At 68.8% G+C, this 12,895-nt stretch carries 13 protein-coding genes; 9 read left to right on the forward strand and 4 right to left on the reverse strand.

Annotated elements, in window-relative coordinates; genetic code table 11:
* The first annotated feature begins 54 nt into the window (after positions 1 to 54).
* Positions 55 to 453: a tautomerase family protein gene (locus tag KME78_RS26165; RefSeq protein WP_219531974.1), complete on the forward strand. Its 399-nt coding sequence runs from the start codon at positions 55 to 57 to the stop codon at positions 451 to 453.
* 3 nt (positions 454 to 456) lie between these two features.
* Here the strand turns inward: KME78_RS26165 and KME78_RS26170 are convergent, their stop codons facing one another.
* Positions 457 to 1,095 carry a hypothetical protein gene (locus KME78_RS26170; protein WP_219531975.1) on the reverse strand — a complete coding sequence of 213 codons (639 nt, stop codon included), beginning with the start codon at positions 1,093 to 1,095 and terminating at the stop codon, positions 457 to 459.
* Positions 1,096 to 1,225: 130 nt separating this feature from the next.
* On the opposite strand from KME78_RS26170, the gene ybiA reads away from it, so the two are divergent.
* The 5 genes from ybiA to KME78_RS26195 all read left to right on the forward strand — a co-directional run bounded on the left by ybiA (position 1,226) and on the right by KME78_RS26195 (position 5,603).
* The gene (gene ybiA, locus KME78_RS26175; protein WP_308127139.1) at positions 1,226 to 1,792 is read left to right on the forward strand and encodes a riboflavin biosynthesis intermediates N-glycosidase; all 567 of its coding nucleotides are present in this window, start codon (positions 1,226 to 1,228) and stop codon (positions 1,790 to 1,792) included.
* Between the two features lie 154 nt (positions 1,793 to 1,946).
* On the forward strand, positions 1,947 to 2,534 hold the full coding sequence (locus KME78_RS64650; protein ID WP_219531976.1) for a restriction endonuclease: 588 nt from the start codon (positions 1,947 to 1,949) through the stop codon (positions 2,532 to 2,534).
* Positions 2,535 to 2,647: 113 nt separating this feature from the next.
* Positions 2,648 to 4,177: a HEAT repeat domain-containing protein gene (locus tag KME78_RS26185; RefSeq protein ID WP_219531977.1), complete on the forward strand. Its 1,530-nt coding sequence runs from the start codon at positions 2,648 to 2,650 to the stop codon at positions 4,175 to 4,177.
* Positions 4,174 to 4,770, forward strand: coding sequence for a hypothetical protein (locus tag KME78_RS26190; RefSeq protein ID WP_219531978.1), 597 nt, complete (start codon positions 4,174 to 4,176; stop codon positions 4,768 to 4,770). The genes KME78_RS26185 and KME78_RS26190 overlap by 4 nt, the downstream gene beginning before the upstream one ends.
* Positions 4,767 to 5,603, forward strand: coding sequence for a nucleotidyl transferase AbiEii/AbiGii toxin family protein (locus KME78_RS26195; RefSeq protein ID WP_219531979.1), 837 nt, complete (start codon positions 4,767 to 4,769; stop codon positions 5,601 to 5,603). The genes KME78_RS26190 and KME78_RS26195 overlap by 4 nt, the downstream gene beginning before the upstream one ends.
* 10 nt (positions 5,604 to 5,613) lie before the next feature.
* Here the strand turns inward: KME78_RS26195 and KME78_RS26200 are convergent, their stop codons facing one another.
* The gene (locus tag KME78_RS26200; RefSeq protein WP_219531980.1) at positions 5,614 to 7,926 is read right to left on the reverse strand and encodes a DUF4132 domain-containing protein; all 2,313 of its coding nucleotides are present in this window, start codon (positions 7,924 to 7,926) and stop codon (positions 5,614 to 5,616) included.
* Between the two features lie 86 nt (positions 7,927 to 8,012).
* Here KME78_RS26200 and KME78_RS26205 point away from each other — a divergent pair, with 86 nt between their 5' ends.
* Both KME78_RS26205 and KME78_RS26210 read left to right on the forward strand, forming a co-directional pair.
* Complete coding sequence (locus tag KME78_RS26205) at positions 8,013 to 9,266, forward strand: nucleotidyl cyclase domain-containing protein (RefSeq protein ID WP_219531981.1); 1,254 nt, start codon at positions 8,013 to 8,015, stop codon at positions 9,264 to 9,266.
* Between the two features lie 187 nt (positions 9,267 to 9,453).
* The gene (locus tag KME78_RS26210) at positions 9,454 to 10,575 is read left to right on the forward strand and encodes a glycoside hydrolase family 53 protein (RefSeq protein ID WP_219531982.1); all 1,122 of its coding nucleotides are present in this window, start codon (positions 9,454 to 9,456) and stop codon (positions 10,573 to 10,575) included.
* Here the strand turns inward: KME78_RS26210 and KME78_RS67310 are convergent.
* Together KME78_RS67310 and KME78_RS26220 are read right to left on the reverse strand one after the other, a co-directional pair.
* The gene (locus KME78_RS67310) at positions 10,559 to 11,152 is read right to left on the reverse strand and encodes a YdeI/OmpD-associated family protein (RefSeq protein ID WP_219531983.1); all 594 of its coding nucleotides are present in this window, start codon (positions 11,150 to 11,152) and stop codon (positions 10,559 to 10,561) included. The genes KME78_RS26210 and KME78_RS67310 overlap by 17 nt on opposite strands.
* Positions 11,149 to 11,565 (reverse strand): VOC family protein, encoded by a 417-nt coding sequence (locus KME78_RS26220; protein WP_219531984.1) that lies wholly within the window; start codon positions 11,563 to 11,565, stop codon positions 11,149 to 11,151. The genes KME78_RS67310 and KME78_RS26220 overlap by 4 nt, the downstream gene beginning before the upstream one ends.
* 90 nt (positions 11,566 to 11,655) lie before the next feature.
* Here KME78_RS26220 and KME78_RS26225 point away from each other — a divergent pair, with 90 nt between their 5' ends.
* Positions 11,656 to 12,606, forward strand: a complete 951-nt coding sequence (locus KME78_RS26225) for a helix-turn-helix transcriptional regulator (protein WP_219531985.1) — start codon at positions 11,656 to 11,658, stop codon at positions 12,604 to 12,606.
* Positions 12,607 to 12,895: the final 289 nt, after the last annotated feature.

Consider the following 12,895-nt stretch of genomic DNA (forward strand, 5'->3'; position numbering starts at 1 on the left):
AATATATTTGGCTTGCAAAGCAAAATCGTCTTCATGGTAGCGAACGGAGCTGTGATGCCGCACTTCGAAGTACGGATCCACGAAGAAGAGCTTGACGGAAAAGCCGAGCCGAAACTCATCGCCGCCCTGACCGACGCGCTGGTCAAGGTATACGGAGAGCGAGCACGTTCGATGGCGGTCGTCGAGCTGTTCGGCATCCCACGCCACCGCTGGGGCATCGGCGGCGTACCCGCCACGGTCAACGCCCCGATCGTCTCGCTGAACCTACGTGAAGTGGCGTTGAACCGTCCGGGTGTCGACAACGCCCCCACGCGGCTGATCGCGTCCATCACCGATGCCGTGGTCGAGGTCTTCGGCGAGTCCGTCCGGCAGCATGTGACCGTGTACGTCGTCGGTGTTCCCGCGGGACGTTCCAGCGTCGGCGGCGAAGTCGATCCGCCCCCGGGCGGCTGAGCGTCAATCGCGGGTGGAGCCGCTTTCGCCGTCCTTCAGGCGCTTGCGGAGTTCCAGATAGTCCGCGCCGTCATCGGTGATCTCCACGTAGTTCTTCAGGTCGAATTCATTGGGATCGACCGCGTGGTCATCCACTACGGCGTTGAGGCCGCGTACCTCGTCCTTGGGCCTGATGAAGCCCATCGCGTCGAGCCGCTCGAGTTCCAGCTGGAGTTTTCGGTCCTCGCGGAACCTGACCATCACCATCGGCTGTTCCATCAGCCGCCGCAGATGATCCCACTCGTATTTCGTCACCAAGCCGGTCAGCGCGATCCGTAACGCGTTCACTTCGGCTTCGAGTGAATTCTGGCGCTGCTCATACTGGGCGAGTCGCGCGCTGAATCCGCTCGGTCCGATCGTGAAATCGGTGATGGAGTAGGTGGAAGCCGAGAAACTCGCACCGACGAGCAACGTGATGGCCAGCACGATCTCTGGAAGCTCCAGCCGGTCACCACTGTCGACCAGCCCGAAAGGAATCACCGCCAGATAAGCGAGATATGCGATCACCAGCACCACGGCGCAGACCGCGCCGGCCCGGCGCAAGGCCACGCTCGCCGTCCTTTGGCGTGCCGGTTGGTCGCTGCTGGGGTCGGTGGTCGCCATGTCATTCCCCCTTGTTCAGGCATCGAACGGAGGCGTATCGGTGGTGTTCGGCCATCATCGACCACGTGTCGTCGCCGATCCAGCCGAAATCGGTTGACCGAGGTCAGGGTGTCTGTGGGACGGTGTCGCTGTGCTCAAGCGACTCCCGTACACCGTGGACGAGGCGATCGCCGCCGAGCAGGCGGGCCAGATCCTGCGTTACCTGTTCTTCTGGGGACACCGGCCCACCCGTGATGGGAGCGTCGGTCCCGGGTGCCTGTCGCAGTGGTGGCCGGTCTCCTTCACCGAGGCCGGGCACGTCTTCGCCTCGGCCGAGCACTACATGATGGCGCACAAGGCCTGGCTGTTCGACGACCACGCCACCGCCGCCCAGATCCTCGCCGCGGGTCACCCGGGGGAGGCCAAGGCGCTCGGCCGGACCGTGGGCGGCTTCGACGAAGCGGTGTGGGACGCTCGCCGGTTCGACATCGTGGTCCGCGGCAGCACCGCCAAGTTCGGGCAGCACCCCGAGCTACGGGAGTTCCTGCTGGCCACCCGCGACCGGGTCCTGGTCGAGGCCAGCCCGGTGGACCGCGTCTGGGGCATCGGCCTGACCGCCCACGACGAGCGCGCCGCCTCCCCGGCAACCTGGCGGGGCCCGAACCTGCTGGGCTTCGCCCTGATGTCCGCCCGCGACGCGCTGGAGGCAAGCGGATGAGTTCCGGCACCTAGAAATTTTGTCGGACCGTCGGCTCACACTCGCCATGACGTCACCCATTCAGGAGGCACTCATGGCGAGGGGATCCAGGCGGGGAACCGGCAGGAAAAGGCCACGGAGCAGGCAGGACCTTTGGCTCCTGGGAGCTGTGGGCGTGGTCATCGCAGGGGCGGTCGTGGTGCAGTTCGTCCGCCACTACCCGGGATGGGCGGCCATGATCGCCTGCCTGGCCGTGGCGGTGCTCGGCGGCGGGCTCTTCCTCCGCTACCGGGTCATCGAGGCACGGAGACAGCGGTTCCTGGCGGCCAACGTCGAGTTGGAGAAGGTCGACCGGATGTCCGGGCCGGAGTTCGAACACCTGGTGGCCGAGCGGATGATCGCCGACGGCTTCCGCCAGGTCCGGGAACGAGGCCGCAGCGGCGACGGCGGGGTGGACATCACCGCCATCGCCTCGGGACGCGGGAAGTACGCCGTCCAGTGCAAGCGCTACAGCAAGACCGTGGGTGCGCCCGAGGTCCGCAACTTCCTGGGAGCGCTCGCCAACACCTTCGCCGGGCACACCGGAGTCCTGGTCACCTCGGGGCGGCTGACCCGGCAGGCCCGGCTGGAAGCGCTCGGCGCCCGGGAGCCGTTGATCCTGGTCGAACGCGATCGGCTGGCGGACTGGCTGCTGGGCGCGGCCTCGCTCCTGCCCGTACAGCCGGCCGGGATCCTGATCGAAGGCGACGAGCCCGCAGGCTGATCTCATGAACTTTCGGCGCAAATATTGGGTCGAAAGTGAAATTTGGGGAATGACATGATGCCCGGGTGACGGGCATCATGGATCGCTTTCGGCAGCTCATCGGGCATAAAGTCATGCCCGATGAGCCGATCGTCGACTCGATTCATCGATTGACAGCCGAGGCGGTCGACGGGCGCCGCCCCGCTTTCGCGGAACTCGCCGACGCTCTGTTCGCCGTCGCCTCAGACGCCGAGCTCGCGGACTCGGCCCTGGATGTCCTGGCCGCGGCGGGGCCGAAGATCTGGATCGATCTCGACGTCGTACTGAGACCCGGCCGGTACGGCTACCGCGACCCGCGCATCACGCAGCCGACCGCCGTACACGAGTTGAGCAACCCTCTCGCCGTCGCGTTGGCCGCGTGCGGGCGGAACGGCCGCGAGCGACACCGAGCCATCGGACATCCGGCCATGCGCACCGATGTCCGCCTCTTTCCGGTGCTGGCCATCCGGACCGCTGACTGGGCGGAGACCGTACAAGATCGGGCGCTGCGTGTCCTTGGCGACGTGCTCACGGACGCGGACGCGGCGGCGCTGTTGGCCGTCGTGCCGGTGGTGGCGCGTATCGGCGACCGCAGCCGCGGGAACCGAACCGTCGAGACGGTCCGCGACGCTCTCCGCCGCGCCGACGACAGCACGCTGAGCATCGTCCGCGGATGCGCGGATCTGCACGGGCGGCGATTCGTCTTCGACGTCTCGCTGGAGGCCGGTCGGATGGACCCGCGGCAGCTCGCCGCCGCGTCGCTCCACGAATCCGACATCATTTCCCGTACGCGCTGCGCTGAAGCCCTCGCCGCCCGGGCGATCGACCGTGACCAGCCCGAACTCATGGAGGAGCTCCTGGCCGGCAGGTCGGCGCGGGTCCGCGTAACAGCGTTGACGACCTTGGTGCGCCTCGGTCATCCGCGGCACGGCGCGCGCTTCCTGGACGACGACGCCTCCATGGTCCGGCTGACCGCGCAGTGGGCGGTCCGGCGCGCGGGCGGTGACCCGGCCGAGCTCTACCGGCAACGCCTCCAGGACGCCGCCGACCGGGGACGGCGACGCGGGCTGCTCGCCGGCCTCGGTGACTGCGCCACCAGCGCCGAAGCTGCCCTGGTTCTTCCGTATCTGCGTGACCACAGCTCACGCGTCCGGACGGAGGCGGTACGGACGCTGCGCCGCCTGGATGCGCTGGCCGACGTTCTGGACGCGCAGGGCGACGTCGTCGCGCTGCTGGAGGACCCGGCACCGGTGGTGGTCCGCAACGTGGCCGACCTCCTGCGGGCGTCTGGTTCGAAGGCGCCGGCCGAGCGGTTGTGGGGGCTGCTCGGGGACGCCGACCGGCCCCGTCATGTACGGGAGACCGCCCGCCGGTTGCTCGCCGACCGTGACGCCTGGACCCGGATCAAGGCCGACCTCCTCCTGAGCGGCGATCCGGATGCGCTGTTGAGCAGCCGCGCCAGCGCCGACCTGGCCGCCTTGTGCGGGCGCGACGCGGCGTATATCCACCAAAGATGCCCGGCCGAACTCCGCGGTGAGCTGGAGGAGCTGCTGGTTGCGGCGGAGGATGCCGTAGGGCCGGAGACCACGCGTCTGCTCCGCTGGCTGGTCCGGTCCGGCCGATGATGGAGTTCACCGGCGTCTTCGACATCCACCTGACCGTCGCGGCATCCGACGACCTCGAACTGCTGGGCCGGTGGGCGGCCATGAGCGATGCCAAGCTCACCCATATCGTGCTCGCGCGGGGCGAGGTTCCTTCGCAGCCCATGCTCACGCTCGCGGGTCGCGGCACGCTGACCGAGCAACGGGCGATCGTGGTCAGGTGCACGGAGCGGCTGCAGGTCGCGGGGTTCGACGTCGTCCGCGGCAAGATCGAGGCGGCCCCCTGGAACGAGGACGTCCCGCAGACCGCCGCGGCGGCGGCGACCCTGGCCGGGTGCTACTTCGAACATCATGTCAAGGTCGTGGCCCTCGATGACGTGGCGGGGCTGGCCGAGATCGCTCAGCGGCACGCGGCACACGTGTCGCGCAACGCCCGGCGGCAGTGCGCGGACGGCCACCACGAACGGTTCGTCACCCAGCGCTGCCGCGGCATCGGACTGCCCACGGCCCGGCGCAGTGGGTCGCGGCCCGAGGGCTGCCGGATTTTCCCCCGACCTACCTGCCTGTCGCGCACAGCGAAGGCGTCCGCCAGCCGCCGATCTTCGACCCGGCGTTGAAACAGTTCTCCCGGGCCTTCCGAGCGGGTGAGCCGGCCTTCGAAGAGGAGGAGACCGGACGACGCTGGCGGCGGGCCCGGCGGTCGGCGATCGACCATCTGGTCCGCGTCGTCGCCGAGTCCCCGTGGAGCGAGAACCTCGTGCTACGTGGCAGCCTGCTGCTGGAGGCATGGATCGGAGAGCAGGCCCGTGACCCGGGCGATCTGGACTGGGTGGTGGTGCCGCACACCGTCGACCTGGAGAGCCCCCTGACGGTGACGATGTTCAAGGGGCTGCTCGCCGCGGTCATGGCTGTTCCCGAGATGTCCGGCACCGTGACCTTCGACCCCGCCGACATCGCGGTCGATGACATCTGGACCTACGAACGGGCTCCGGGACGGCGCATGGTGTTCACCTGGCATGCCGAGGGTCTGCCGCCGGGGACGGTCCAGCTCGACTTCGTCTTCAACGAGCGCCTGCCGCTGCCACCGGCGACGGCGCCGATCCCGCGGTCCGACGGGGCGCAGCCGACGCTCGTCCAGGCCGCCACCCCCGAGCTGTCCCTCGCCTGGAAGATCCTCTGGCTGGCCTCCGACATCTGGCCCCAGGGCAAGGACCTCTACGACGCCGTCCTGCTCGCCGAGCGCGTCACGCTCCCACGCGACCTGCTCCGGTACGTGCTGGTCGAGGCTCTGGGCGTACGGGACACGGTCACGTTCGACGCCGAGACGGTCCGATCGTGGGAGATGAACGACTGGGCGGACTTCACGGCGGAATATCCCGACGTCGAAGGGGATGCGAACGCATGGCTGGAGCGCCTGTCCCGCGCGCTCCGTCCGACGTTCGAGACCTGATGAACAGCGATCATTGGATCTGCTGGAGGATGGCCTCATCGGTGATCTTCTTGTCGTGGGCGAGGAGGAAGGCTTTGTTGAGAATGAGCGCCAGCCGGCCGTCCTCCTCGAACGGCAGGAACAGCTTGGCGTCGCGCCTGCGGGCGGGGACGATGCAGAGGTAGACGTCGCCGGGGCTCATCAGGACGTTGCCGCTGCCCAGGTGGATGCGGTAGGTGCGCAGGTCGCCGCGGACGACCAGGTAGCGGTCGGTGAGCGTGCAGCGGTCGGCGACCGCGGTACGGGGGAGGATCCGGGCCAGCGCGTCGCGGCGGACCTCGGCCGACGGAGGCAACGGGCCGACGGAGACCTCACGCCAGTAGCCGCCGAAACGCTCCTCGCCCCGGTCGATCCAGTCCGGGTCGGCGGCGATCGAGGTGACCGCGACGAACAGGTCCACGTCCCGCATCGCCTCGCTGAACACCAGCGGCGGCACCTGCGCCAGTGGCGTCTCCCGCCAGGCACGTCCGTGGCGCCGGTCGAAGCGGACCTGGTCGGTGGCGGCCAGGGTCACCTCATAGTCGGCCACGGCGGCGGTCTCGTACCGGAAGCGGACCCGCCAGGCGCCCTCCGCCAGCTCCTTCCTGGCCACGGCATCGTGCTCGCCGGAGGCCCGGAGCCAGGTGGTCTGCCAGCCGCGCGTCTTGAGCAGCGCGTACAACCGCGGGTGGCCGACTATGTGGGCGGCGAACCGGTTGGAGTAGACACCGGTGGTCTCCTCGGCGGGGGTGAGCAGGTAGACCTCCCGGAAGGCCTGCTTGTACGGCTGGCGCACCCGTCGCTCCGTCAGCGTCTCCCGCCAGGCCGCCACCTCTTCCAGCGGGGCACGCGCCGGATGCCACAGCCGGACCTCGGCCCCGGCCGGGGCGTCGCCGGGAAGGAAGGTCTTCCCATCCGTCTCCCAGATCAGCCCGCGCGCCACCACCGCGGTGATCGGATGGTCCAGGTAGTGACGGACCCAGTCCTCAGGTGACCAGGTCCGGTCGACGGTGAACAGGCCCTCCAAGCGGGCCCGCTCGGCGGCCAGCGTCTGGCGGACCTCTTTCTGGACGGTCTTGATCGCCTTGAGCTCCTTGGCATGGGCTTCACTGACCGCCGGGGGCAGGGCACGGATCGCGGTGTCGTCGGGGGCGGTGAAGCCGAGCCGTACGGTGACTGCGTCCCGGACGGTCAGCACTACGGTGTGGTCACCGAGGCGCCACGACCGGGTTCCGTCGGCGGCGAGTCCGTGTGTCGGCACGCCCTGCTCCAGCAGGCGGGCCGGTGTCGTCCCGACGTGTTCGGCGGCCGTGGCGAGCGCGGCGTCGACCTGCTTGCGCAGCGCCCGGTTCTTGAGCGAGGTCCGCAGCCGCCAGAGCGGCTGTGGGTCTTCGCACTCGCCGAGCGCGTTGATCGCGGCACCCGCGACCGCCAGATCCTGGACGAATCCGGTGCGGTCACCACCGAGCTGGTCAGCCAGCCAGGTCAAACCGGCCACCAGACCGTCGACCCGGGCCAGCGTCGCCGCCCAGATGACCCCGCGGGCCACCTCCGTGTTCGAATCGGACACCACGCGCCGGCACCTGCCGGAGGACGGCTCGCAGACGAACGCCGCCAGCGCGAACCGCACGAGCTCACGCGCGTCGGCGGGCTCCAGCAAGGTCAGGCACCGGGTGCGCCACTTCTGACCGGGCCGCGGCGTTCGCAGCTCGCACAGATGCTCGACCAGCTCGACCAAGTGCGGCGCGGGCGCGTCACCGAGATGTTCGCGCACGGACGAGGCCCAGGCATCGGCGCGTATCAGCGCCGACAGCGGCAGAGCCGCCGGATCGTCGCGCAGGGCCAGCGCGATCCGGCGCTGCAGGTGGCGCCGCTCGTCGGCGGCCAGGCAGCTGTCGGCCACGCCTTCCATCAGCCGGGTGAGCGGTTCCCGCAGGGGATGCCGCTCGGTGATGTCGAACTCCAGCGCCAGATCCACGACCCGGGACACCCAGGTGTCGTCCCAGTGGTAGGACTCCCGGCGGTGCAGGACCGAGATCAGCGCGGCCACCTCGGTGGCGGTCCAGCCGCTCGAGCCGGACAGGGCCAGCTCCAGCGCCCGGGAGTAGTCGGCCAGCTCGGGTCGCGCCAGGCAGATCGCGGCGGCCCGGCGCTCGGCGCCCTCCGTATGGTGCAGCCGCCGCGACAGTTCCCGCCGGACGTGCTCGGCTTCGCGCCAGAGTAAGGAGTGGTCGATCATCTCCATGACCCAGCTCGCGGAGGCGAAGGCGGCCGTGACCGTCTCATCGACGGTGAATTCGCGCATGCCTGGATCTTGCCGTGACCCTCCGACAGAAAGACCGGTCGCACAATGTATCCATGCGATTTCACTAAGTGATATACGCTGGTCAGGTGGCTTCCGAACCCCCCACGGGCGCATACATCCCAGGCCGCTTCGACACCGCACAAGGCGCTGCCGCCGGCCTGCCGCTGGCGCTGATCGAGCAGTGGCGCAACAGCGGTCAGACCGCCACGGACGCGTGGCGGCTCCTGAGCCGGCATGCCACTCGCGGCTACAACGTGGTGTCCGACTCGGCCGGGCTGACCAAGCTCAGTCAGCGACTGGGCCTGCTGGAGGTGCTGGCGGTCATCGACCGGCCCAAGCGGATCCTGTACGCCGGCACCAAGGCGATCGGGGGCGAGGCGGTGGGCGTGTGGGCGGCCGACAACGCCCAGATGTACCACCCGGACACGACGGACGCGCGGGTGCTGCTGTCGGCCCTGTTGCGGGTCCAGGACGAGATCGGACGCCGTTGCCGGGCCCGGGTCGGGATCGGCGTGCATCACGGACGTTTCTACGACCTGTCCGGTGGCCTGTACGGCGCGGAGGCGGACGCGATCGAGGACATCGCGGAGAACCACACTGAAGGCGGGGAGATCGCGGTGACGGCGGCGGTCCTCGACCGGCTGCCCCATGACCATTCCTTCGTCATACAGCGTAAAGACGGCCCCGAGAGTCCGGTCGGCGCCGTCTACCAGGTGCTCGACGGTCCCCGGCTGGATGATGTGCGACCGGTCGAGGATCAGCGCTACCCCATTCCCTACTCCGCGGCCTTCTACGCCGACCTGCTGCGGCTGGAGCACAGTCCCGAGGACGCCGAGCTGGCCGAGCGGCTCACCGCCGAGCACCTTCAGCACCGGACCGTGGTCCTGGTCGAGCGGAGCGTCGCCCCGGCGGAGACGCCGGAGCTCGGGTTGCTGAGGGGGCTGAGCCTGTCGGCGGTGATGAAGGAGACCGGGCTCCGTCTCATGCCCGAGCGGGGCGCCGTGGAGATCAAGATCGCCGGTCCGCTGGCCATCTACTTGTTCGAGGATCCGGGGCCGGCCGTACGGTTCGCGCAGGGCCTGCGCGCGGGGCTGGCCGAGCACGAGATCGGTTGCCGGATCGGGGTGGCCGACGGGCCGGTGCTGGCCGGACAGACGCCTGGTGGCGGCTGGGACATCGCCGGCGCGCCGGTGAATCTCGCCTCCAAGATGGCGCAGGATCTCGGCACGCCCGGTCGCGTCTATCTGAGCGAGGCTCTGCGCGAGCACGTCCACCTGGACGGGTTCGCCGCCGTCCGGCGCACCGTCTCCGGGGTGCAGATGGCCTATTTCGAGGGATGACGGCTCGGCCGTCTCTGGAAACGAAGTCGAAACTCGCTCTTCCCCAGTTCGGGGTCCTTCTTTATCCTCAACCTCAAGAGAGTCTGTGAACGTTCACAGCATATGAGGAGGTTGATTACGCCTAAAAGAGCGAAATGTCCAGGTCTATAGCCGGTAGTAAATCCGTGAACGTTCACAAGGAGAGTCCATGACTTTATCCCGCGTTCGGAGGACTGGGGGCGCGCTGCTGCTGACGCTGGCGACGCTGCTCGCGGTCGTCCTGGTGAACCCCGCGCCCGCCTCGGCCGCCACGCTGACCATGCGCGGCGCCGACATCTCGTCGGTCCAGCGGAGCCTGGACCTCGGCGCCAAGTACTACAACGCCGCCGGTACGGCCGCCGACCCGCTGGACATCCTCGCCGGCGTCGGCGTCAACTACGTCCGCTTACGCATCTGGAACAACCCGGCAAGCGGCTACAACAACAAGGCGAAGGTCCTGGCCTACGCCAAGACGGTCAAGGCCAGAGGGCTCGGCCTGATGATCGACTTCCACTATTCGGACACCTGGGCCGACCCGGGCAAGCAGTACAAGCCGGCGGCGTGGGCGAGTCACGGCATCAGCCAGCTCCAGACCGACGTCTACAACTACACCTACGACATCTGCAACAGCCTGAAGGCGCAGGGCACCACGCCGGACAGCGTGCAGATCGGCAACGAGATCAACGTCGGGATGCTCTGGAACGACGGCAAGGTCATCAACAATGACTTCACCAACCTGAGCCTGCTGCTGAAGGCCGGCTACAACGCGACCAAGGCCTGCAACAGCGGCACCCAGGTGATCATCCACACCGCGGACGCCGACAGCCTCGCGAACGCGCGCTGGTTCTATGACGGCATCAAGGCCAAGGGCGTGCCATGGGACATCACCGCCCTGTCGTACTACTGCTTCTGGCACGGCTCCCTGTCCACCCTGTCCAGCGTGATCACCGACGCGAGGTCCCGGTACGGCAAGCCGGTCATCGTGGCGGAGACCGCCTACCCGTTCACCGCGGCCAACGCCGACAGCGAAGGGAACGTCGTGACCGGCTCGGCGCCGTGCTCGGGCTACCCGGCCACGTGGGCAGGGCAGGCGAGCGAGTTCACCGCGGTCCAGAACACCGCCCGTAGCGCGGGCGCGATCGGCGTCTTCTACTGGGAACCCACCTGGTACGCCATCTCCGGCAACGGCTGGGACCCGGCCAACATCAACGGCACCGGCGACCAATGGGACAACATGGCCACCTTCAACTGGACCGGCGGCATCAACCCCAACATCAGGTGGAATCCGTAGCGAGAGCGGCGCGCGCCCGGACGCCGGGGTGATGGGCGCGGATGTTCACCGCCGCGAGGCTGACCGTCCGGCTGATCCGGCGCTGCCGGGTGTCCGGCCGTTTCGCCTTCGCCACCCACTCCAGGATCAGCCGTTTCGAGGAGGGCGGGAAATTCTGGAAGTTCCGGGCGGCAGCCTCGTCACGGTCGAGCGCTTCCTGGAGATCGTCAGGTATGACGTCCGTGTCGGGCACGACCTCCCAGGTCCCCGTGGCTCTGGCCAGGTCGATCAGGGCCTGACCGTGCTCGGTCATCAGGCCCAGCTCGGTCATCTTCGCGGCACGCTGCCGGTTCGCCCTGCTCCACGTGCTGCGCGGGTTGCGGGGGGTGAAGCGGAGGTGGGAGCTGTTCGCGTCGCCTCTGCGGGCCTGGCTGTCGATCCAGCCGTAGCACAGCGCGTGTTCGATGGCCTCGTGATACCGCATGCTCGGAATGCCGCTGTCCTTGTGGTACATGACCAGCCAGATCTCCTTTTCGGACTGGCAGTTCCGCGCCAGCCAGGCCCGCCAGTCGGCGGTGGTGCTCGCGTAGAAGGTCACGCCTCCGCCCGCGAGCCGAGAACGTCCAGGTAGTGCTGGTTGTACATCACGCCGAGGAGGTTCCCGAAGGGATCGACCACGGACGCGGTGACGAATCCGGGGCCGCGCTCGACCGGCTTCTCATGCGCCGTGGCGCCCAGGGACAGCAGCCGCTCGAAGGCGGCCTGGACGTCGTCCACGTGCCAGTAGGTCACCGCGCCGCCGGCCTGGCCCGAGTGGCCGTGGGGGGCGAATCGGCTGTCGACGATGCCGAGCTCGTGCTGGTAGTCGCCGATGCGGAACTCGACGTACGCGGGCGGCCCCTCGATCGGGCGGACGAAGTACGGCTCGATGCCGAGCAGTTCGGTGTACCACTCCTGGGCGGCCTTGATGTCGTCGGCGAAGAAGCTGACGGTGGTGAGTCCTCGCAGCATCGCTGGTTCCTTCTTTCCGGTCGAGGGTCGGTGACAAGGACTATCCTCCAAGCTAAAGTGCTCACCAATTGAGCACTTTCCTGGAGGGATATGCGCGCTGATCGACTCGTCGCCACCCTCCTGCTCATGCAGAGCCGTGGCCGGGTGACCGCCGCCGAGCTGGCCGACGAGCTGGAGGTGTCCGTCGCCACCGCGCGCCGCGATCTGGAGGCGCTGTCCGCGGCGGGCATCCCGGTATATCCGCAGGCCGGACGTGGTGGCGGCTGGTCGCTCGTCGGCGGCGCCCGTACCGACCTCAGCGGCTTGTCGGCGACCGAGGCGCAGGCGCTGTTCCTGCTGGTCGGCCCGGCCGCGGCCGTTTCCGGCGAGGCCAAGGCGGCGCTGCGCAAGCTCGTACGAGCGCTGCCGCAGACCTTCCGGGCCGACGCCGAGGCAGCGGCCAGCGCCACGATGATCGACCCCACCCGGTGGGGCGAGCGCGATCGGCGCCGGCCCGAGATGGTCGACCTGCTGCAGGCCGCCGTGATCCGCCGGCGGAAAGTCCGCCTGACCTACACCAGCGGCGCCCGCGAACGGACCGAACGGCTGATCGACCCGTGGGGCCTGGTCGACAAGGACGACATCTGGTACCTGATCGCCGGGACCGAACGCGGGCAGCGCACTTTCCGCGTAGACCGGATCGTCGAGGCCGAGCCGACCGGCCGGCCCGCCGAGCGCCCGGACGACTTCGCGCTCGATGCCGCCTGGCAGCAGGTCGTCGGCGAGGTGGAGCAGAAGCGGTCACGTACCTGGGCGACCGTGCTCATCGAGGCGAGATTCGTGCCGATACTGCGTACCCACTTCGGGCGCCACTGCCACACCGACGGCGAGCTCGATGACGGCCGGGTCCGGGTCCGCCTCGCCGCACCGACCCCGCTGGACATCGCCAGGAACCTCGCCGGCTGGGGTGCGATGATCGAGGTGGTCGAGCCGCGATCCGTCCAGGCCGAGCTGGCGCGGATCGGCGCCGAACTGACGGGCCGCTACGCGGGCGAGCACTGACGGAGCAATCCGCCGGAAGTTCCGGGCGCAGACTTTCCGAAAGTCCGCAGAAAGTCTCGGTCTTCAGGACTCCGTTGCCCAATTCGGCGTGTCTTCTGGGAAGCCGATGATGTCCTGAATCAGGATGATCTGCCGCGCGGTTCCTCGTCTGCGAGCGGTGAGAGGATGGTGGACTGATGTCGATGCAGCCGCGTCCGTGGCCGGAGATTCCCGAGTTGACAGCGCGTGTGGCGCGGGCGGCGTTTCCCAAGGGGACGATGGCGATGCGGGTTCGTGACGCGCTGGGTCC

The sequence above is a fragment of the Nonomuraea guangzhouensis genome (genome assembly GCF_019396345.1).
Lineage (GTDB): Bacteria > Actinomycetota > Actinomycetes > Streptosporangiales > Streptosporangiaceae > Nonomuraea > Nonomuraea guangzhouensis.